18 protein-coding genes and 1 pseudogene are annotated in these 19,514 nt (G+C 72.9%); 10 read left to right on the forward strand and 9 right to left on the reverse strand.

Going from position 1 to position 19,514, the window contains the following annotated elements:
• Both ACFYMM_RS01930 and ACFYMM_RS01935 read right to left on the reverse strand, forming a co-directional pair.
• Positions 1 to 1,061: diguanylate cyclase domain-containing protein (locus ACFYMM_RS01930; protein WP_388382825.1), on the reverse strand; the 1,061-nt coding region annotated here is incomplete at its 3' end.
• Between the two features lie 129 nt (positions 1,062 to 1,190).
• On the reverse strand, positions 1,191 to 2,009 hold the full coding sequence (locus ACFYMM_RS01935) for an enoyl-CoA hydratase/isomerase family protein (protein WP_388382827.1): 819 nt from the start codon (positions 2,007 to 2,009) through the stop codon (positions 1,191 to 1,193).
• Between the two features lie 214 nt (positions 2,010 to 2,223).
• Between ACFYMM_RS01935 and ACFYMM_RS01940 the strand changes: the two genes are divergently transcribed.
• Positions 2,224 to 2,823: a hypothetical protein gene (locus tag ACFYMM_RS01940; protein WP_388382830.1), complete on the forward strand. Its 600-nt coding sequence runs from the start codon at positions 2,224 to 2,226 to the stop codon at positions 2,821 to 2,823.
• Positions 2,824 to 2,870: 47 nt separating this feature from the next.
• Here ACFYMM_RS01940 and ACFYMM_RS01945 read toward each other — a convergent pair whose 3' ends face one another.
• Together ACFYMM_RS01945 and ACFYMM_RS01950 are read right to left on the reverse strand one after the other, a co-directional pair.
• Positions 2,871 to 3,977, reverse strand: coding sequence for an adenylate/guanylate cyclase domain-containing protein (locus tag ACFYMM_RS01945; protein ID WP_388382832.1), 1,107 nt, complete (start codon positions 3,975 to 3,977; stop codon positions 2,871 to 2,873).
• 92 nt (positions 3,978 to 4,069) lie between these two features.
• Positions 4,070 to 4,930 carry a biotin--[acetyl-CoA-carboxylase] ligase gene (locus ACFYMM_RS01950; RefSeq protein ID WP_388382833.1) on the reverse strand — a complete coding sequence of 287 codons (861 nt, stop codon included), beginning with the start codon at positions 4,928 to 4,930 and terminating at the stop codon, positions 4,070 to 4,072.
• A gap of 112 nt (positions 4,931 to 5,042) precedes the next feature.
• Here ACFYMM_RS01950 and ACFYMM_RS01955 point away from each other — a divergent pair, with 112 nt between their 5' ends.
• The 4 genes from ACFYMM_RS01955 (at position 5,043) to ACFYMM_RS01970 (ending at position 7,741) form a co-directional block, all read left to right on the forward strand.
• Positions 5,043 to 6,647 (forward strand): acyl-CoA carboxylase subunit beta, encoded by a 1,605-nt coding sequence (locus tag ACFYMM_RS01955; protein ID WP_388382835.1) that lies wholly within the window; start codon positions 5,043 to 5,045, stop codon positions 6,645 to 6,647.
• A 17-nt stretch (positions 6,648 to 6,664) separates the two neighbouring features.
• A complete protein-coding gene (locus tag ACFYMM_RS01960) occupies positions 6,665 to 6,874 on the forward strand; it encodes an acyl-CoA carboxylase epsilon subunit (protein ID WP_388382837.1) in 210 nt (69 codons plus the stop codon).
• Between the two features lie 81 nt (positions 6,875 to 6,955).
• Positions 6,956 to 7,084, forward strand: a complete 129-nt coding sequence (gene mmpB / locus ACFYMM_RS01965) for a morphogenic membrane protein MmpB (protein WP_388382839.1) — start codon at positions 6,956 to 6,958, stop codon at positions 7,082 to 7,084.
• 39 nt (positions 7,085 to 7,123) lie between these two features.
• Positions 7,124 to 7,741, forward strand: a complete 618-nt coding sequence (locus tag ACFYMM_RS01970; protein ID WP_388382841.1) for a Maf family protein — start codon at positions 7,124 to 7,126, stop codon at positions 7,739 to 7,741.
• Here ACFYMM_RS01970 and ACFYMM_RS01975 read toward each other — a convergent pair.
• On the reverse strand, positions 7,713 to 8,264 hold the full coding sequence (locus ACFYMM_RS01975; RefSeq protein WP_388382843.1) for a hypothetical protein: 552 nt from the start codon (positions 8,262 to 8,264) through the stop codon (positions 7,713 to 7,715). The genes ACFYMM_RS01970 and ACFYMM_RS01975 overlap by 29 nt on opposite strands.
• A 361-nt stretch (positions 8,265 to 8,625) precedes the next feature.
• On the opposite strand from ACFYMM_RS01975, the gene ACFYMM_RS01980 reads away from it, so the two are divergent.
• Positions 8,626 to 10,398, forward strand: a complete 1,773-nt coding sequence (locus tag ACFYMM_RS01980; RefSeq protein ID WP_388382845.1) for an acetyl/propionyl/methylcrotonyl-CoA carboxylase subunit alpha — start codon at positions 8,626 to 8,628, stop codon at positions 10,396 to 10,398.
• Positions 10,399 to 11,150: 752 nt separating this feature from the next.
• Here the strand turns inward: ACFYMM_RS01980 and ACFYMM_RS01985 are convergent.
• Together ACFYMM_RS01985 and ACFYMM_RS01990 are read right to left on the reverse strand one after the other, a co-directional pair.
• Complete coding sequence (locus ACFYMM_RS01985) at positions 11,151 to 12,047, reverse strand: DeoR/GlpR family DNA-binding transcription regulator (RefSeq protein ID WP_388383300.1); 897 nt, start codon at positions 12,045 to 12,047, stop codon at positions 11,151 to 11,153.
• A gap of 202 nt (positions 12,048 to 12,249) precedes the next feature.
• Entirely contained in the window at positions 12,250 to 13,698 is a 1,449-nt protein-coding gene (locus ACFYMM_RS01990) for an NAD(P)H-quinone dehydrogenase (RefSeq protein WP_388382847.1), read from the reverse strand.
• A 106-nt stretch (positions 13,699 to 13,804) separates the two neighbouring features.
• Between ACFYMM_RS01990 and ACFYMM_RS01995 the strand changes: the two genes are divergently transcribed.
• The 3 genes from ACFYMM_RS01995 to ACFYMM_RS02005 all read left to right on the forward strand — a co-directional run bounded on the left by ACFYMM_RS01995 (position 13,805) and on the right by ACFYMM_RS02005 (position 17,021).
• Positions 13,805 to 14,245: a gamma-glutamylcyclotransferase gene (locus ACFYMM_RS01995; RefSeq protein ID WP_388382848.1), complete on the forward strand. Its 441-nt coding sequence runs from the start codon at positions 13,805 to 13,807 to the stop codon at positions 14,243 to 14,245.
• Positions 14,246 to 14,407: 162 nt separating this feature from the next.
• Positions 14,408 to 15,232 carry a purine-nucleoside phosphorylase gene (locus ACFYMM_RS02000; protein ID WP_388382850.1) on the forward strand — a complete coding sequence of 275 codons (825 nt, stop codon included), beginning with the start codon at positions 14,408 to 14,410 and terminating at the stop codon, positions 15,230 to 15,232.
• Positions 15,233 to 15,389: 157 nt separating this feature from the next.
• Positions 15,390 to 17,021: a phospho-sugar mutase gene (locus ACFYMM_RS02005; protein WP_388382851.1), complete on the forward strand. Its 1,632-nt coding sequence runs from the start codon at positions 15,390 to 15,392 to the stop codon at positions 17,019 to 17,021.
• 43 nt (positions 17,022 to 17,064) lie between these two features.
• On the opposite strand, the pseudogene ACFYMM_RS02010 reads toward ACFYMM_RS02005, so the two are convergent.
• Positions 17,065 to 17,711: pseudogene (locus ACFYMM_RS02010) on the reverse strand (nucleotidyltransferase domain-containing protein).
• 20 nt (positions 17,712 to 17,731) lie between these two features.
• Positions 17,732 to 18,436, reverse strand: coding sequence for a PH domain-containing protein (locus ACFYMM_RS02015; RefSeq protein ID WP_388382853.1), 705 nt, complete (start codon positions 18,434 to 18,436; stop codon positions 17,732 to 17,734).
• Positions 18,437 to 18,542: 106 nt separating this feature from the next.
• On the opposite strand from ACFYMM_RS02015, the gene deoC reads away from it, so the two are divergent.
• Positions 18,543 to 19,508, forward strand: a complete 966-nt coding sequence (gene deoC, locus ACFYMM_RS02020) for a deoxyribose-phosphate aldolase (RefSeq protein WP_388382855.1) — start codon at positions 18,543 to 18,545, stop codon at positions 19,506 to 19,508.
• The last annotated feature ends 6 nt before the right edge of the window (positions 19,509 to 19,514 follow it).

Here is a 19,514-nt window from a genome sequence, read left to right on the forward strand (position 1 = left end):
GGACCCTCCCGGCCGGCCACCACGGGCCGCTCGGCGCGCAGCGCCTTCGCACGGTACTGCGCCGCGTCCGCCAGCCGGAACAGCCGGCGGGCCGAGCCGACCGGCCCGATGGCGTGCCCGGTGGACGCCACCCCGCAGGCCACGCCCTCGCCCAGCTCCAACTCGGCCGACCTGCGGCACAGTTCGTTCGCAGCCTTGACCACGTCGTCGGCGGCCGGCCCGACCGCCAGCAGACAGAACTCGTCGCCGCCCAGCCGCGCGGCCAGCGCACCCGGCAGCATCGCGCCGCACAGCGACAGCACCGACCCGAAGCGCTCCAGCAGACGGTCCCCGACCGCGTGCCCCTGGCTGTCGTTGACCCGCTTGAGCCCGTTCAGATCGCACACCACCAGGCTGACCACGACCCCTTCCGCGCGGTGCCGCTCCACGGCCTCGTCCAGGTGGGCGTCGACCGCACGGCGGTTGGCGAGCCCGGTCAGGGCGTCGGTGTACGCCAGCCGACGGGCCTCCTCCAGCAGCTCGGTCTGCGCGATCCCGGCGGCGACGACGGCGGCCAGCACGGTGGCGAAGTCGGCGTCGCCCCGGTCGAAGACGGGCGCGCCCGAGGCGCGGGCGACGTACAGCTCGCCCCAGGCCCTGCCGTGCAGCACCACCGGCGCGACCACGCAGCAGCCGCGTCCCCGGCGGCGCAGGGCGGCGACGCGCTGGTGGAAGTAGCCGGGGGTGCCGGCGGCGGGCCCCTCGGCGGTCTCCACCCAGGCGTTGGGGCCGCCGCCGCCCGCCCACCTCTCGTGCAGGAACTCGGTGATCTCAGGGAACTGGTGCACCGGGTAGGCCTCGGCCTCCGGGAACTCCTCCTCGTCCGGCGCCCGCTCCCCGACGTTCACCAGGACCCGCAGCCGCCCCAGCTCGCGCTCCCACACCGACAGCGCGGCGAAACTCCCGTCCAGCGCCCGGCACGCACCGCGCGCGGCGGCCTGCCACGACTCCCCCGGAGTGTGCGCCGCCGCCATCCCCTGGGCCAGCGCCACCACAGCGGCGAGCCGCTTGTCCTCACCCATCACTCCAGGTTAGGGAGGTTTCGGTCCGATGGGGTCATTGCGGTGCCAAACGGGTCGGACCGGTGAGTGCCGCGTGCGAGTACCGCCGTGCGAGTGCCGCGCCCGAATGCCGCGTGCCAGGTGCGGGCCTCACTCCCCCGGCCACTCGGGCTTCCGCTTCTCGTTGAACGCCGCGACTCCCTCCGCCCGGTCCCCGGAGAACGCCACCGACCGCCATGCCGCGTCCTCGATCTCCAGCCCCGCGCGCAGGTCGAGCCCGTGCCCCAGCCGCAGCGCCCGCTTGGCCGCCCGCAGCCCCACCGGCGAGTTCCCGGCGATCCGCGCGGCCAGCGCCAGCGCCTCGGCCCGGTCCTGTCCGGCCTCCGCCAGCTGGTCGACGAGCCCCAGCCCAAGCGCCTCCACGGCCTCCACGCGCCGCGCCGAGAAGATCAGCTCGGCGGCCCGGGCGGCCCCGACCCGCCGGGGCAGCAGCTGCGTACCGCCGCCACCGGGCATGACTCCCACCGAGACCTCCGGCAGCCCCACCACCGCCGTACGGTCGGCCACGATCAGATCGCAGGCGAGCGCCAGTTCGAAGCCGCCCCCCAGCGCGAACCCGTGCACGGCGGCCACCGTCGGCATCGGCAGCTCCAGCACCCCGGTGTACGCCCCCCGGGCCAGCGGCCGCTGTCGCACCAGCTCGGCGTCGCTGAACGAATTGCGCTCCTTCAGATCGGCGCCGACGCAGAACGCCCGCTCGTTCGACGAGGTCAGCACCACGACCCGCGCCTCCCGGTCGGCGGCGAGCGCGGCGCAGGCGGCGGCGAGGGAACGGGCCATCTCCGTGGAGACCGCGTTCATGGCCCCCGGCCGGTCCAGCACCAGCTCCGCGACATGCCCGACGCCCCCCGCGCCGCCGTCGCCGTGCCGCCGTACCAGCACGAACTCCCCGTACCGCTCCTCGCTCATGACACCCTCCGGTTAACGCGGGTTAACTCCCTGTCGGTCTGATCATCGCAGCCGGAACCGGCCCGGAAAAGGGGCGGCCCGGCCGATGGCCGCCAGGACCGGCCCGACCCCCCGTTCGAGTGACATCCCGGCCGACTCACCCCACACCCCTCACAGGAGCGCATAACGTGCGCTCCGCCACGCGCACCGGGGGCGCGCGGCGGGGAGGGAACCCATGACACTGACGTACACCCACGCACAGGCGGAGGCGGAGGCGGCGCCCGTCGTCCGCCGTGGCCGCCATCGCAAGCCCCGCCCCCGCAAACTCCTCCTCGCCGCCGGGGGCCTCGCGCTGGCCGCCGGAGCCCTCAGCCTCGTCCGCATGGTCCCGGAGTCCGGCGTGGGTGCCCCGGGCACGGCCGAGGCGGAACCGGACCTGGACGCGGGCGGCGGCACCGCCGGCCGCGCGGCCCACACGGCCGCCACCGTCGGCGCCGTCCCCACGGCCGTGCCCTCGGCGACCTCCGTCATGGGCGGAGCGAGCCCGGCACCGACCGCCTCCGCGCCGGCCGCTCGCGCCACGGCACCGCCGGCCGGCCCCGGCTCGCTGCCGGGCGGCGGTGCCGGCGTGCCGACGACCATCCCGACCGCCGTCGCGACCACCGCCCCGGCCGCCACCGCGGCCGCCCCGGCGCCCGCACCGACGGAAACGAGGCCCACGGCCCCCACGACCGCCCCGGCACCGGCCCGCAGTACGCCCGCACCCGCGCCCGGCGGGGTGTGCGTGCCGGTGATCGGCCTGTGCGTGAACGCCCTGCGGGCGCAGGGGCAGTAAGGGCCCAGCCCGGGCCCGTCATGCTCGGGCCGTCGGTGCTCGGGCCGTCAGTGCTCGCCGTCGCGGCGGGTGAGCAGCCAGGGCTCGACCACGCCGAGCCCACGGACCGGCCGCTGCCACATCGGCTGCAGCGCGAAGCGGTACGTCGGCGGCTCCTCGCCCTCCTTCTCGGCGGCGGCCGCGGCCTCGGCCGCCTCGGCCTCCGAGGCGGGGGCCTCGCCGGTGCGGATCAGCTCCTCGGCGAAGGCGGTGTCGACGAGCACCGCGTCACGCGGGGCTATGGAGGTCAGCCGGGAGGCCAGGTTGACCGTCGTACCGAAGACATCGCCCATTCGGGTGGTCACCGTGCCGAAGGCCATGCCGACCCGCAGCTCCGGCATCGTCTCGTCGTTCGACATCGTCTCGACCAGGAGCAGGGCGATGTCGGCGGCGATGCCCGCGTCGTCGGCGGCGTACAGCACCTCGTCACCGAGGGTCTTGATGAGCCGGCCGCCGCGCGCGGCCACCAGGTCGGCGGCGGTGGTCTCGAAGGCCTCGACGAGTTCGCCGAGTTCCTCCTCCTCCATCCGGCGGGTCAGCCGGGTGAAGCCGACGAGATCGGCGAAGCCGACCGCGAGCCGCCGGTCGACCATCTCCTCGTCGTCGGCCACCTGGATCACCCGGCCGGCCGAGGCGGCCAGCTGTCGGCGCCAGACGTAGACCAGGAACTCCTCCAGCTCGGGCAGCAGCAGCTCGACGATCGGGTACGTCACCTCGGTGCGGGTCATCCCCGGCTCGGGCGGCTCGGTCAGCCCCTCCAGGAAGGAATCCATCTGCCACTCGGCCAACCGGGCGGTGGTCTGCCCCGTGGACCGCGCCACCTGCACCGCCATCGCCTCGCTCAGCAGCCCCGCCTCGACGAGACCGGCCAGCCGCCGCAGGGCCAGTACGTCGGCCTCGGTCAGCGCCTTGGCCTGGCCGATGTCGGCGAAGCCCATGGCCCGCCAGAAGCGGGAGGCCAGCTCCATGGAGACGCCGGCGCTGCGGGCCGCCTGGAAAGGCGTGTAGCGCCGCTCGGCGCCCAGGATGAGCTGTTCGAGACGCAGGGCGAGCGGGTCCTCGCCGGAGTCGGCGGCGTCCGCGCCCGCGCCGGAGCCCGTGTCGTCGACGGTCACGCCTGCTGCCCTTCCGATCTGTCACGGTCAGGTATCGACCGGCCTTCACTCTACGGCAGGTGTGCGCCAGCTCACTCCGTCAGGTGCCCCGGTCACGCGGGCCGCAGGTGCACGATGTCGCCCGCCCCCACCGGCTCCCGTACCCCTTCCTTCGTGGCCAGCACCAGCCGGCCGTCGCCGTCCACGGCCACCGCCTCCCCCACCACCGACCGGTTCCCCGGCAGCTCGGCCCGCACCAGGCGCCCCAGCGTGGCGCACCCGGCGGTGTACGTCTCCTGGAGGCGGCTGACCGCGGGATCGCCGCCCGCCGCCCGCCACCGCCCGTACCAGTCCTCCAGGGACCGCAGCACCCCGCGCAGCAGCGGATCCCGGTCCGTCGAGACGGCCCCGGCCAGCGCCAGCGACCCGGCCTGCGGCACCGGGAGTTCCGCCGCCCGCAGCGTGACGTTGATGCCGACGCCGATGACCACTCCGTCGTCCCCGGCCCGCTCGGCGAGGATGCCCCCGGCCTTGCGTTCCTCGCCGTCGACGCTCACCAGCAGGTCGTTGGGCCACTTGAGCGCCGTGTCCACGCCCGCCGCACGGGACAGGCCGGTCGCCACGGCCACCCCGGTGAGCAGCGGCAGCCATCCCCAGCGGGCCACCGGCACCTCGGCCGGCCGCAGCAGGACGGAGAAGAACAGGCCCGAGCGCGGCGGCGCCGTCCACTGGCGCTCCAGGCGGCCCCGCCCGGCGGTCTGCTCCTCGGCGACCAGGACGGCACCCTCGGCGGCCTTGCCGGCGGCGGCCCGGTCCACCAGGTCGGAGTTGGTGGAGCCGGTGCGCGGCACCACGTCCACCGCGGACCACAGGCCTCCTTCCCGCACCAACCCCCGGCGCAGCGCCATGGCGTTGAGGGGCGGACGGTCCAGATCGGACCAGCGGCTGTCGTCTGATGCATCTCGCGGCGTCATGCAAGCCACCCTAGGTGTGTGAAACGCCGCACTGCTGTTTCGTAGGGGCACCACTACTCTACGGATGAGTAACCGTCCCCCCCTTTTGAGCAGGCAGGGAGCCGCGATCCCGATGTCCGAGCCGGAAGAGACCGACATCCACACCACCGCGGGCAAGCTCGCGGATCTCCAGCGTCGTATTGACGAGGCGACGCACGCCGGCTCCGCGCGCGCGGTGGAGAAGCAGCACGCCAAGGGCAAGCTGACGGCCCGCGAGCGGGTCGAACTCCTGCTGGACGAGGATTCGTTCGTCGAGCTGGACGAGTTCGCCCGGCACCGCTCCAGCAACTTCGGGCTGGAGACGAACCGCCCCTACGGAGACGGCGTCGTGACCGGCTACGGCACGGTCGACGGCCGTCCGGTGGCCGTCTTCTCCCAGGACTTCACCGTCTTCGGCGGCGCCCTGGGCGAGGTCTACGGTCAGAAGATCGTCAAGGTGATGGACTTCGCGCTGAAGACCGGCTGCCCGGTCATCGGCATCAACGACTCCGGCGGCGCGCGGATCCAGGAGGGCGTCGCCTCGCTCGGCGCGTACGGCGAGATCTTCCGCCGCAACACCCACGCGAGCGGTGTGATCCCGCAGATCAGCCTGGTCGTCGGGCCCTGTGCGGGCGGCGCGGTCTACTCGCCCGCCATCACCGACTTCACGGTCATGGTCGACCAGACCTCGCACATGTTCATCACCGGCCCGGACGTCATCAAGACCGTCACCGGTGAGGACGTCGGCTTCGAGGAGCTGGGCGGCGCCCGCACCCACAACACCGCCTCCGGTGTGGCCCACCACATGGCGGGCGACGAGAAGGACGCCATCGAGTACGTCAAGCAGCTGCTGTCGTACCTGCCGTCCAACAACCTCAGCGAGCCGCCGGTGTTCGCGGAGGAGGCGGACCTGTCCGTCACGGACGAGGACCGCGAGCTGGACACGCTGGTGCCGGACAGCGCGAACCAGCCGTACGACATGCACACGGTGATCGAGCACATCGTGGACGACGGCGAGTTCTTCGAGACGCAGCCGCTGTTCGCGCCGAACATCCTCACCGGGTTCGGGCGGGTCGAGGGCCATCCGGTCGGCATCGTCGCCAACCAGCCCCTGCAGTTCGCGGGCTGTCTGGACATCGACGCCAGCGAGAAGGCCGCGCGCTTCGTGCGCACCTGCGACGCCTTCAACGTCCCCGTGGTCACCTTCGTCGACGTGCCCGGGTTCCTGCCCGGCGTCGACCAGGAGCACACCGGTATCATCCGGCGCGGCGCCAAGCTGATCTTCGCGTACGCGGAGGCGACCGTCCCGCTGATCACCGTGATCACCCGGAAGGCGTTCGGCGGCGCGTACGACGTCATGGGCTCCAAGCACCTGGGCGCCGACCTCAACCTGGCCTGGCCGACCGCCCAGATCGCCGTGATGGGCGCCCAGGGCGCGGTCAACATCCTGCACCGCCGCACGATCGCCGAGGCGGAGGCGAACGGCGGGAACGGCGAGGGTGCCGAAGCGGTCCGCGCCCGCCTGATCCGCGAGTACGAGGACACTCTCCTCAACCCGTACGTGGCGGCCGAGCGCGGCTACGTCGACGCGGTGATCGTGCCGTCCGACACCCGCCGGCATGTCGTGCGGGGCCTGCGTCAGCTGCGTACGAAGCGGGAATCCCTGCCTCCGAAGAAGCACGGCAACATCCCCCTCTAGGCCTGCTGGGAGCCGTCATGAACATCAAGGTCGTACGGGGCAACCCGACCCCGGAGGAGCTGGCCGCCGCCCTGGCGGTGGTCCGTGCCCGCGCCGCGGCGGCTTCGGTTGCGCCGTCCGGCGCGGAAGGCCCGAGGGCCGCGTGGTCCGACCCGCGCCGGATCGCGTCCGCGCGGCTGCCGCAGCCGGGCCCGGCGGCATGGGGGCGCACCTACTGGCCGAGTTAGGTCCGGTCGTCGAACCAGGAGCCGCAAACCTGAGTACTCGTACTCAGGCACCCGTCCCCGTCCAGGCTCCACGCTGGTGGCATGCTCTGGTCGGACCCGGAAGACGAGCCGCCGAAGGAACTGCGCGAGGCGCAGGCCATGCTTCGGCGGCTCGGCCTCTTCATGGCCGTGGCGATGGTCCTGGCCATGATCGTGATCGGTCTGAGGTAGCGCGGCGGCCGAGCGCGGAGGTCACGCTAATCTGACGGCATGACTGCCAAGCCGCGCCGGCGCCTCGTCCTCGCCTCCCAGTCTCCCGCCCGGCTCGGGCTGCTCAGGCAGGCCGGGCTGGAGCCCGAGGTGATCGTGAGCGGGGTCGACGAGGACGCCGTCAGCGCCCCCACCCCCGCCGAGCTGGCACTCGCCCTCGCCGAGGCGAAGGCCTCCGTGGTGGCGGCGCGGCCCGAGGTGCAGGGCGCCCTGGTGATCGGCTGCGACTCGGTGCTGGAGCTGGACGGGCAGGCGCTGGGCAAGCCGGCGGACGCCGAGGAGGCCACCGCCCGCTGGAAGGCGATGCGCGGGCGGGCCGGGATCCTCCAGACGGGGCACTGCGTCTGGGACACGACGGCCAAGCGGTACGTCTCCGCCACCGCCTCCACCCTCGTACGCTTCGGCGAGCCCAGCGACGAGGAGGTCGCCGCGTACGTCGCCTCGGGCGAACCCCTCTACGTCGCGGGAGCCTTCACCCTGGACGGCCGTTCGGCGCCGTTCATCGAGGGCATCGACGGCGACCACGGCAACGTGATCGGCATCAGCCTGCCCCTGGTACGGCGGCTGCTGGCCGAACTGGGCGTCGGCATCACGGAGCTGTGGGCGCCGGCGGAGTGACGGGGGCGGTGCCCGGCACCGCGTCCTGCGGCTCGTCGCCGGCGGCCTGCGGCTCCTTCTCGGCCTCGGGGGCCCCGCCCTGCCCGGGGACGCCCCCGCGCGGGCGCGGGTCGGCTCCGCCGCCCTCACGGTCGTAGGTCATCAGCAGCAGGACGACGAGTCCCAGCACCACCACCATGAACAGGAACGCCGGCCAGCCGACCATGCCCCAGACGAGCGCGCCCAGCAGGCCGTGCACGACGGCGACGCTGATCAGCAGGACACGCCCGAGACCGGCGGGCGCGCGGTCCCGTACGGCGACGAGCAGGGCCACCAGGGCGCACAGCGCGAAGTAGAGGCCGAAGAGCACTCCGCCGATCTTCGAGGACGTCGACATGACGTTCGGGTCGAGGCCTGCCAGGGACATCTTCTGGCGGTCGACGACGATCCCCAGAAACCAGTTCAGTGCCCCGATGCCCAGCGCCTCGGCGAGGAGTACGACCGCCACCACCCACGCCACCGGTCTGCGTACCACCGGTCCCACCCACTTTCGACCTCAGCCCGAGCAGAGCTGCTGTTACCTGAAGTACGTTCGATCGCGAACGCTACTAACGGGTAAACCCAGGGACAAGGGTCGGGGCGCGGGCAAAGAATCATTGGGCCATTCGTAGGGACTCGACAAAGAAACGAAGTGGCCCGCAGCACGCTCTCACAGAGACCTTGACCACATGACGGGGCTAGGGTTTTCCGGTGGAGTCCTGCGCGTCGAGGCGCGACAAGGGATTTCATGGGTCGAGCTGGCCTCGTATCACGCTCCGTGTGGGCAAGCTCACCACTGTGGACGGGTCGAAGTGTCTCGTCGGCAGTCCCTAAACTCGGCTTGTTTCAAGGAGGGAGCCTCAATCGTGCGCAAGGTGCTCATCGCCAACCGTGGCGAAATCGCTGTCCGCGTGGCCCGGGCCTGCCGGGACGCCGGGATCGCGAGCGTGGCCGTCTACGCCGACCCGGACCGTGACGCTCTGCACGTCCGCGCGGCGGATGAGGCGTTCGCCCTGGGCGGTGACACCCCGGCCACCAGCTATCTCGACATCGCGAAGGTCCTGAACGCGGCGCGCGAGTCCGGCGCGGACGCCGTCCATCCGGGTTACGGCTTCCTGTCGGAGAACGCCGAGTTCGCGCAGGCGGTCCTGGACGCGGGCCTGATCTGGATCGGTCCGCCGCCGCAGGCCATCCGCGACCTCGGCGACAAGGTCGCCGCCCGGCACATCGCGCAGCGCGCCGGCGCCCCGCTGGTCGCCGGTACGCCCGATCCGGTGGGCGGTGCCGAGGAGGTCGTGGCCTTCGCCGAGGAGCACGGCCTGCCGATCGCGATCAAGGCCGCCTTCGGCGGCGGCGGCCGCGGCCTGAAGGTCGCCCGGACCCTGGAAGAGGTCCCGGAGCTGTACGACTCCGCGGTGCGCGAGGCGGTGGCCGCCTTCGGCCGCGGCGAGTGCTTCGTGGAGCGCTACCTGGACAAGCCTCGGCACGTGGAGACCCAGTGCCTGGCCGACCAGCACGGCAACGTCGTCGTCGTGTCGACGCGTGACTGCTCGCTGCAGCGCCGGCACCAGAAGCTGGTCGAGGAGGCCCCGGCGCCGTTCCTGTCCGAGGAGCAGATCGCCCAGCTGTACTCGTCCTCGAAGGCCATCCTGAAGGAGGCCGGGTACGTCGGCGCGGGAACCGTGGAGTTCCTGGTCGGCAACGACGGCACGATCTCCTTCCTGGAGGTCAACACCCGTCTCCAGGTCGAGCACCCGGTGACCGAGGAGGTCGCCGGTATCGACCTGGTGCGCGAGATGTTCCGCATCGCCGACGGCGAGGAGCTGGGGTACGGCGACCCTGTGCTGCGCGGTCACTCGTTCGAGTTCCGCATCAACGGCGAGGACCCGGGCCGCAACTTCCTCCCGGCGCCGGGTACGGTCACCCGTTTCGAGGCGCCGTCCGGTCCCGGTGTCCGGCTGGACGCGGGCGTGGAGTCCGGCTCGGTCATCGGCCCGGCCTGGGACTCGCTGCTCGCCAAGCTGGTCGTCACCGGCCGCACCCGCCGTGAGGCCCTGCAGCGGGCCTCCCGCGCGCTGGAGGAGTTCCAGGTGGAGGGCATGGCCACGGCCATCCCGTTCCACCGTGCGGTGGTCAGGGACCCGGCGTTCGCGCCCGAGCTGACCGGTTCCGGCGAGCCGTTCAAGGTGCACACCCGCTGGATCGAGACCGAGTTCGTCAACGAGATCAAGCCCTTCTCCGCCCCCGCCGACGGCGAGGCGGAGGAGGACACGGGCCGCGAGACGGTCGTCGTCGAGGTCGGCGGCAAGCGCCTGGAGGTCTCCCTGCCGGCGTCCCTCGGTATGACGCTGGCCCGCACCGGTCTCGCCGCCGGGGCCAAGCCGAAGCGCCGCGCGGCCAAGAAGTCCGGCCCGGTGGCCTCCGGTGACACCCTCGCCTCCCCGATGCAGGGCACCATCGTGAAGGTGGCCGTCGAGGAGGGCCAGGAGGTCAAGGAGGGCGACCTGATCGTCGTCCTGGAAGCCATGAAGATGGAACAGCCGCTGAACGCCCACCGGGCCGGCACGATCAAGGGCCTGAGCGCGGAGGTCGGCGCGTCGATCACGTCGGGCGCCCCGATCTGCGAGATCAAGGACTAGCGTCACGTGGCTGCTCTCCCCGCGCCCTGAGGGGGCGCGGGGAGAGACCCGCACGCCAACGAACCCGCAGTCCCCGAGGCCCGGCAACCGGCAGCACCGAGGGCGACCGACCACCGGACAGCCTCAGCGCCGAGGCAGACCCGCCCCCGCTCCACCACGCGCACGCCACCCGGCACAAACGGCACACCGAACGGCGGCCCAGCCCCCCACCTCCCCGCCCGGCAGGCTCAGCGTCGAAGCAGACTCCCGGCAGGCGCCACCCCCGTACAAGCGGCGCAGGCCCCGCCTCGAACCGGTCAGCACCACCCGGCAGGCCCAGCCGCGACGCGCCCCACCTCGGGCGGCCACCCGTCGGACACCATGCCGGAACAGCCTCCCGGCAGGCCTCCGCAGCGGCGCAGCCCCCGCACGTGCCCGCCCAGCAGCCTCAGCCGCAGCGCACCCCCGGACCGCCGACCGCACCTGGCCGCCCTGCAGGCTCAGTGCCGAAACAGACTCCCGGCAGGTCCCCGTACAAGCGGCGCGACAGACCCGGGCCCCTGCCGACCCGGGTTCCCGGCCCACGCCCGCTCCACGCCACCGGCACCAGGCGGCGCAGCCAACCGCAGAGCCTCCGACACGCCCGGCCGCCCGGCAGGCTCAGCGCCGCGCGGGCCCGCCCCCGGCCGAACCACCCGGCACAGCCCCAGCCGACCCGAACCCGCAACCCACGCCCGCTCAGCACCACCCCGCTCAAGCGGCGCAGCACCCCGCTACCGTCGGCGCAGGTCCGCGACCCGGGCTCGGTCCGTGCCGCTCGGGTCGAGCGGGGCGGCCGAACGGAGGCCGGCACCCGGCGCCTGGCCCCGGCGGGGCCCCGGCAGCGGCGCCCGGCGGACCGGGACCTGCTCACCCCCCGGCCCCCCCGCTCCGGCCACGCCGATCTGGACGCCCTGATCGGCGAGAGCCTGCAGTTCGGTGGCGGCGCGGTCGTCATGGGCCGGCGGCTCGTCGGTGACCAGGCGGGTGATGACGTCCGTCGGCACCGTCTGGAACATCGTGTCCGTGCCGAGCTTGGTGTGGTCGGCGAGGACCACCACCTCCGCGGCGGCCTGCACCAGCGCCCGGTCGACGGACGCCGACAGCATGTTGGACGTGGACAGCCCGCGCTCGGCGGTGAGGCCGCTCCCGGACAGGAAGGCCTTGGATACTCTGAGCCCCTGGAGGGACTGTTCCGCACCGGAGCCGACCAGGGCGTAGTTGGAGCCGCGCAGGGTGCCGCCGGTCATCACGACCTCCACGCGGTTGGCGTGGGCCAACGCCTGCGCCACCAGCAGTGAGTTGGTGACGACGGTCAGACCGGGCACCCGGGCGAGCCGGCGGGCCAGCTCCTGTGTGGTGGTCCCGGCGCCGATCACGATGGCCTCGCCCTCTTCGACGAGACCCGCGGCGAGGTCGGCGATGGCCGTCTTCTCGGCGGTCGCGAGATGTGACTTCTGCGGAAAGCCGGACTCCCGCGTGAACCCGCCCGGCAGTACCGCACCGCCGTGCCGGCGGTCGAGGAGTCCTTCTGCCTCCAGCGCGCGCACGTCCCGCCGTACGGTCACTTCGGAGGTCTGGACGACGCGGGCGAGCTCCCGGAGCGACACGGCTCCGTTGGCTCGCACCATTTCGAGGATCAATTGGCGACGTTCTGCAGCGAACACGAAACTGACAGTAACGCGGGCGACCGTCTGCTTTCAGCTGTTTGCGCCGAATAATAGAAGTTGTTCGCACGGCAGGGCGGGAAGTGGTATAGGGCCTATCCGCCCCGCCTATGCCGCACGCATGCTCGACAACTCCCCGTGACCAGCGGCAAGTTCGCCCCCGCCGTCAGGCCTCGCCGGTCGCCTTACGAGTGTGCAACTGCCGTGCCACTTCGGCGATCGACCCCGAAAGGGAGGGGTACACCGTGAAGGCGTTCGCGATCTGTTCGACCGTCAGATTGTTGTCGACGGCGATCGAGATGGGGTGGATCAGTTCCGAGGCACGCGGCGCGACGACCACACCGCCGACGACGATGCCCGTACCCGGACGGCAGAAGATCTTCACGAAGCCGTCCCGGATGCCCTGCATCTTGGCGCGCGGGTTGCGCAGCAGCGGCAGCTTCACCACCCGGGCGTCGATCTTGCCGGCGTCGACGTCGGCCTGGCTGTAGCCGACGGTGGCGATCTCGGGGTCGGTGAAGACGTTCGAGGAGACCGTCTTCAGGTTCAGCGGGGTGACCGCGTCGCCGAGGAAGTGGTACATGGCGATACGTCCCTGCATGGCGGCGACGGACGCGAGGGCGAAGATGCCGGTCACGTCACCGGCCGCGTACACGCCGGGAGCGGTCGTCCGGGACACCTTGTCGGTCCAGATGTGACCGGACTCGCGCAGCTTGACGCCCGCCTCCTCCAGGCCGAGCCCGGCGCTGTTCGGGATGGCGCCGACCGCCATCAGACAGTGCGAGCCGGTGATGACCCGCCCGTCGGCCAGGGTCACCTCCACCCGGTCGCCGACCCGCTTGGCGGACTCGGCACGCGAGCGGGCCATGACGTTCATGCCACGCCGGCGGAAGACGTCCTCCAGCACGGCGGCGGCGTCCGGGTCCTCACCCGGCAGCACACGGTCCCGGGAGGAGACCAGGGTGACCTTGGACCCGAGGGCCTGGTAGGCGCCGGCGAACTCGGCGCCGGTCACGCCCGACCCGACCACGATCAGCTCTTCCGGCAGCTCGGTGAGGTCGTAGACCTGGGTCCAGTTGAGGATGCGCTCGCCGTCGGGCTGGGCGTCGGGCAGCTCGCGCGGGTGCCCGCCGGTGGCGATGAGGACGGCGTCGGCGGTGAGGGTCTCCTCGGAGCCGTCGGCGGCGGTGACGACGACCTTGCGCGAACCGTCGAGGGCCTGCATGCCCTCGAGGCGCCCGCGCCCGCGCATGACCCGGGCACCGGCCCGCGTGACGGACGCGGTGATGTCGTGCGACTGGGCGAGCGCCAGCCGCTTCACCCGGCGGTTGACCTTCCCCAGGTCCACCCCGACCACCCGGGCCGCCTGCTCCAGCGGCGGGGTGTCGTCGGCGACGATGATCCCCAGCTCCTCGTAGGAGGAGTCGAAGGTGGTCATCACCTCGGCCGTAGCGATAAGGGTCTTCGACGGCACGCAGTCGGTCAGCACCGACGCTCCGCCCAGACCGTCGCAGTCCACGACGGTCACCTCCGCGCCGAGCTGCGCGCCGACCAGCGCAGCTTCGTATCCGCCGGGTCCGCCACCGATGATCACGATCCGAGTCACGTACCCCATTGTCCCGCACGCCTCAAGGTGCCACTCGCCGGGGGCGCGGCGGTTGTGCGCGGGGTTGCCACCGGGGCGCGAGGGGCGGGATTTTCCACTGCCGTACGCTCGTCGCATGTCGTCGCTCTACGCCGCTTACGCCGGCAACCTCGACGCGAGGCTGATGTCGCGCCGCGCCCCGCACTCGCCGCTGCGCGCCACCGGCTGGCTCAGCGGCTGGCGGCTGACCTTCGGCGGTGAGCAACTGGGCTGGGAGGGCGCCCTGGCCACGATCGTCGAGGACCCCGGGGCACAGGTATTCGTCGGGTTGTACGACATCGCGCCCCCGGACGAGGAGTCCATGGACCGCTGGGAGGGCGTCGGCCTCGGCATCTACCGCCGGATGCGGGTGCGCGTGCACACGCTGGAGGGCGAGGAGTCCGCGTGGCTGTACGTCCTGAACGGCTACGAGGGCGGCCTGCCGTCGGCCCGCTACCTGGGCGAGGTCGCGGACGCGGCGGAGTCCGCCGGGGCCCCGCACGACTACGTGATGGAGCTGCGCAAGCGTCCCTGCTGACGGTGCCGCCGCACACCCCTCGCCCCGGGCGGCGGACGGCCCACGCTCGGCACCGCACCGACCCGCGCCCTCCCGTCCTCGTCGGAAACAACAAGACAACGATCGCAAACCCGTGGGCTCCATCATCTACGCGCGTAGGCAGAGAACGGCTACCCTCATCGCGTGAACGCATCTCTTCTTCCGGACGACATCCAGGGCGACCCCTACACCGCCGCCGACGCGGCCGCCGCGCGCCTGCGCGAACTCACGGGCGCCGACACCCACGACGTCGCCCTCGTGATGGGCTCCGGCTGGGCTCCGGCCGTCGACGCCCTGGGCGCTCCCGACGCCGAGTTCCAGGTCACCGAGCTGCCCGGCTTCCCGCCGCCGGCCGTCGAGGGGCACGGCGGCAAGATCCGCTCGTACTCGTTCGGTGACAAGCGCGCCCTGGTCTTCCTGGGCCGCACGCACTACTACGAGGGCCGGGGCGTCGCCGCCGTCGCGCACGGCGTGCGCACGGCCGTGGCGGCCGGCTGCAAGACCGTGGTCCTCACCAACGGCTGCGGCGGCCTGCGCGAGGGCATGCGCCCCGGCCAGCCGGTGCTGATCAGCGACCACATCAACCTGACGGCGACCTCGCCGATCGTCGGCGCCAACTTCGTCGACCTCACCGACCTGTACTCGCCGCGCCTGCGCGCCCTGTGCAAGGAGGTCGACTCCACGCTGGAGGAGGGCGTCTACGCCCAGTTCCCCGGCCCGCACTACGAGACCCCGGCCGAGATCCGCATGGCCCGGGTGATCGGCGCCGACCTGGTGGGCATGTCCACGGTGCTGGAGGCCATCGCCGCGCGCGAGGCGGGCGCCGAGGTGCTGGGCATCTCCCTGGTGACCAACCTCGCGGCCGGCATGACCGGCGAGCCGCTGAACCACGAGGAGGTCCTGCAGGCGGGCCGCGACTCGGCGTCCCGGATGGGCCAGTTGCTGACGCAGGTGCTGGGCAGGCTCTAGTGCTGCGACCGGAAAGGTTCACCGGCTCGGTAATCCTTTCCGGCCACAGCACTGCGGCAGGCCCTCCGCCCGCCGGGTCGGGTGGGCGAGGAGCGAGGACAGGGGCCCGGGGCGAACCCCCGGGAGACCAGGCAAACACGGAGAGGTTGATCCCAAGGTGCACGACGATCTGATGGCCAGGGCCCACGCATGGCTCGCCGAGGACCCGGACCAGGAGACCCGCGACGAACTGGCCAAGCTGATCGACGCCGGTGACACGGCGGAGCTGTCCGCCCGCTTCGCCGGGACCCTCCGGTTCGGCACCGCCGGCCTGCGCGGCGAACTCGGCGCGGGCCCCCTGCGCATGAACCGCTCGGTCGTCATCCGCGCCGCCGCCGGTCTCGCCGCGTACCTGAAGAAGCACGGCCGGACCGACGGAGTCGTCGTCATCGGCTACGACGCCCGCCACAAGTCCGCCGACTTCGCCCGGGACACCGCCGCCGTGATGGTCGGCGCGGGCCTGCGCGCCGCCGTCCTGCCCCGCCCGCTGCCCACCCCCGTGCTGGCCTTCGCCGTACGGCACCTGGGCGCGGTGGCCGGCGTCGAGGTCACCGCCAGCCACAACCCGCCCCGCGACAACGGCTACAAGGTCTACCTCGGCGACGGCTCGCAGATCGTCCCGCCCGCCGACGCCGAGATCGCGGCCGAGATCGACGCGATCGCCTCGCTGCACGACGTCCCCCGCCCGGACTCCGGCTGGGAGACCCTCGACGAGGCGGTCCTGGACGCCTATCTCGCCCGTACGGACGCGGTCCTTGCCGAGGGCTCCGCCCGCACCGCGCGCACCGTCTACACGGCCATGCACGGCGTCGGCAAGGACGTGCTCCTGGCCGCGTTCGCCCGCGCCGGCTTCCCGGAGCCGGTGCTGGTCGCCGAGCAGGCCGAGCCCGACCCGGACTTCCCGACCGTCGCCTTCCCCAACCCGGAGGAGCCCGGCGCCATGGACCTGGCGTTCGCCGCGGCCCGGGCCACCGACCCCGATCTGGTGATCGCCAACGACCCGGACGCCGACCGCTGCGCCGTGGCCGTCGAGGACGCCGGCCGGTGGCGCATGCTGCGGGGCGACGAGGTGGGCGCGCTGCTCGCCGCCCACCTGGTGCGGCGCGGTGCCCGGGGCACCTTCGCGGAGTCGATCGTCTCCTCCTCGCTGCTCCGCCGGATCGCCGAGAAGGCGGGGCTGCCCTACGAGGAGACCCTCACCGGCTTCAAGTGGATCGCCCGCGTGGAGGGCCTGCGCTACGGCTACGAGGAAGCCCTCGGCTACTGCGTGGACCCGCAGGGCGTACGGGACAAGGACGGCATCACGGCGGCCCTCCTCATCACGGAGCTGGCCTCGCAGCTCAAGCAGGAGAACCGCACCCTCCTCGACCTCCTCGACGACCTGGCGGTGGAGCACGGTCTGCACGCCACCGACCAGCTGTCGGTCCGCGTCCAGGACCTGTCGGTCATCTCCGACGCCATGCGCCGTCTGCGCGAGCGGCCGCCGACCGAGCTGGCCGGCCTCCCCGTCACCAAGGCCGAGGACCTCACCCGGGGCACCGGGACGCTGCCCCCCACCGACGGCCTGCGCTACACCCTCACCGGCGCCCGGGTGATCGTGCGCCCCAGCGGCACCGAGCCCAAGCTGAAGTGCTACCTGGAGGTCGTCGTGCCGGTCGCCGCGCACACCGAGCTGCCGGCGGCCCGCGCCCGCGCGGCCGAACTGCTCACGGCGGTCAAGCGCGACCTGTCGGCGGCGGCGGGCATCTGACGCACCGGGGGATGTCCCCGCCCTCCGGGGGCATCCCCTTCCGTCACCACCGGTCGCTCGTCAGCCTCGCCAGCCACGGGTGCCCTGGATGCACGCGCGTCAGCCATGCCCCGAGAGCGTCCCGCCGGGCCCGGCTCAGCAGCGGCAGGACCCCTTCGAAGTCGGCGTGGTCCTTGGGCCGCGTGTCCTTCGCCTTGAACAGCAGCACCAGCTCCGGGACCAGGTACGGAACGCCGTCGGCCGTCCGTTCGATGATCGCTTCGTACGGCAGCCGAAGGCTCTCGTCCCGTCGGCAGATCCAGGTCCCGCCGTCGTGCGGCTCACGGAAGACGTCGAAGAGGAACCGACCGCTCGCCGGATCCCGGGACCAGGTCTGGTGGGTGGCCGCGAGTTCCCCGGCGCCCGCCCCCGCCCAGACCCGCCCCGAGCCCACGGCGTCGAACACGTACTCGGGAAAGCGGTCCCGGACCGCCGCGAACCCGCTGCCGGCACCGCGATCTCCAGATCGCCGTGGAGCCGCGACCGCCCGCCACGGAACAGGTCCAGCGCCCACCCGGCGACGACGCACCAGGGCACACCGATCCCGCCCAGCCGCTCCGCGACCTGCTCCGGCCGCCAGGCGTCCGCCCACCGCGCGGCCAGCTCGTCGGCGTCGAGAACGGCGCCGCCGGGCAGCGGGGAGCCGGCCATCGGAAACCGGGAGGCGGCCGTCACCCCATCGCCAGCAGGATGGCCAGCAGGACCGCCCCCGCCACCGCCGGTGCCGCGATCTCGTAGGCCCAGCGGACCGTGATCTCGCCCTGGGCCGTCTCCGCCTCGGCCCGGTTCTCCAGCAGCTGGCGCAGGTCGTCCATGGCCTGGTCGGACTCCGCACGGGCGGGACCGGCCGCCGCCTCCGCGCCCCGCAGGCCGCCACCGAGGCCGAAGCCCATGCCGCCGCCCAGCCCGCCCAGCCCGCCGGGGCGGCCGGCACCGCGTGCCTCCGACGCGGCCCGCGCCTGCCGGCGCGCCGCCCTCTTGCGGGCCCGGAGGGAGACCGGGATGGCCCACAGCTGGTACTTGGTGCCGGACTTGACGACGACCTCGTTGGAGTAGCCGGAGCGCAGCGAGGCGACCTCGCCCCAGGGCAGCGTGATCACTCGGAAGGGGTTGCGCACGCGCAGCCGGTCCTCGCCCGCGAACACCGCCGGGCGCAGGGTGAAGGCGACCACCAGGGGGACGATCAGGATCAGTCCGGCCAGCGCCAGCCACGGCGTCCGGTCGTGCCCCTTGACCAGCGCGTCGAAGCCGAGCCACCCGACGATCGCGAGCAGCAGCACACCGCCCGCGAGCGCCGCGGGCGAGCGGTAGATCCGGTCCCTGGCGAAGGCGGCCGGAGGCTGTGGCGCGGGTGACTGGTGGTCCGGGGTCGTCATGGTCCGATTCTGCCCGACGCAGCCTGCGGCGCTCGTACGTGGTGGCGCGGCAGGAGATGAGCACCCGGGACTGTACAGTCGCTACGCGCGTAGATATGGTGGGTTGGTGACCATGCCCACCTCTGCACCCACAGTCGGCGCTCTGGCCGACGTCGCCGCGTCCGAGAGCACGCTGCGCCGCTTCCTCCATGGGCTGCCCGGCGTCGACGCGGTCGGCCTGGAGGCGCGCGCCGCCTCGCTCGGCACCCGTTCCATCAAGACCACCGCGAAGGCGTACGCCATCGACCTCGCCATCTCGATGGTCGACCTGACGACGCTGGAAGGCGCGGACACCCCGGGCAAGGTCCGGGCGCTCGGCGCCAAGGCGGTCCACCCGGACCCGACCGACCGTACGGCCCCGGCCACCGCGGCGGTCTGCGTCTATCCCGACATGGTGGCCGCCGCCAAGGAGGCCGTCGCCGGTTCCTCGGTGAAGGTCGCCTCGGTCGCCACCGCCTTCCCGGCCGGCCGCGCCGCGCTCGACGTGAAGCTGGCCGACGTCCGCGACGCCGTCGCCGCGGGCGCCGACGAGATCGACATGGTCATCGACCGCGGGGCGTTCCTCGCGGGCAAGTACCTGAAGGTGTACGACGAGATCGTCGCCGTGAAGGAGGCCTGCGGGGCGTCGGCCCGGCTCAAGGTCATCTTCGAGACCGGCGAGCTGTCGACGTACGACAACATCCGCCGTGCGAGCTGGCTCGGCATGCTGGCGGGCGCCGACTTCATCAAGACCTCCACCGGCAAGGTCGCGGTGAACGCGACGCCCGCGAACACCCTGCTGATGCTGGAGGCCGTCCGCGACTTCCGCGCGCAGACCGGGGTACAGGTGGGCGTGAAGCCCGCGGGCGGCATCCGGACCAGCAAGGACGCGATCAAGTTCCTGGTCCTGGTCAACGAGACCGCCGGCGAGGACTGGCTGGACAACCACTGGTTCCGTTTCGGCGCCTCCTCGCTCCTGAACGACCTGCTGATGCAGCGCCAGAAGCTGGCCACCGGCCGTTACTCCGGCCCCGACTACGTGACGGTGGACTGATCCATC

It is taken from the genome of Streptomyces sp. NPDC006739, assembly GCF_042869815.1.
Lineage (GTDB): Bacteria > Actinomycetota > Actinomycetes > Streptomycetales > Streptomycetaceae > Streptomyces.

Coding starts and splice junctions, on each gene's coding strand:
- ACFYMM_RS01985 (WP_388383300.1), bottom strand. CDS start 12,047: ATGGTGCGAGCCAACGGAGCCGTGTCGCTCCGGGAGCTCGCCCGCGTC.
- ACFYMM_RS02015 (WP_388382853.1), bottom strand. CDS start 18,436: ATGACGACCCCGGACCACCAGTCACCCGCGCCACAGCCTCCGGCCGCC.
- mmpB (WP_388382839.1), top strand. CDS start 6,956: ATGCTCTGGTCGGACCCGGAAGACGAGCCGCCGAAGGAACTGCGCGAG.
- ACFYMM_RS01940 (WP_388382830.1), top strand. CDS start 2,224: ATGACACTGACGTACACCCACGCACAGGCGGAGGCGGAGGCGGCGCCC.
- ACFYMM_RS01955 (WP_388382835.1), top strand. CDS start 5,043: ATGTCCGAGCCGGAAGAGACCGACATCCACACCACCGCGGGCAAGCTC.
- ACFYMM_RS01990 (WP_388382847.1), bottom strand. CDS start 13,698: ATGGGGTACGTGACTCGGATCGTGATCATCGGTGGCGGACCCGGCGGA.
- ACFYMM_RS01950 (WP_388382833.1), bottom strand. CDS start 4,930: ATGACGCCGCGAGATGCATCAGACGACAGCCGCTGGTCCGATCTGGAC.
- ACFYMM_RS01970 (WP_388382841.1), top strand. CDS start 7,124: ATGACTGCCAAGCCGCGCCGGCGCCTCGTCCTCGCCTCCCAGTCTCCC.
- ACFYMM_RS01995 (WP_388382848.1), top strand. CDS start 13,805: ATGTCGTCGCTCTACGCCGCTTACGCCGGCAACCTCGACGCGAGGCTG.
- ACFYMM_RS01960 (WP_388382837.1), top strand. CDS start 6,665: ATGAACATCAAGGTCGTACGGGGCAACCCGACCCCGGAGGAGCTGGCC.
- ACFYMM_RS01935 (WP_388382827.1), bottom strand. CDS start 2,009: ATGAGCGAGGAGCGGTACGGGGAGTTCGTGCTGGTACGGCGGCACGGC.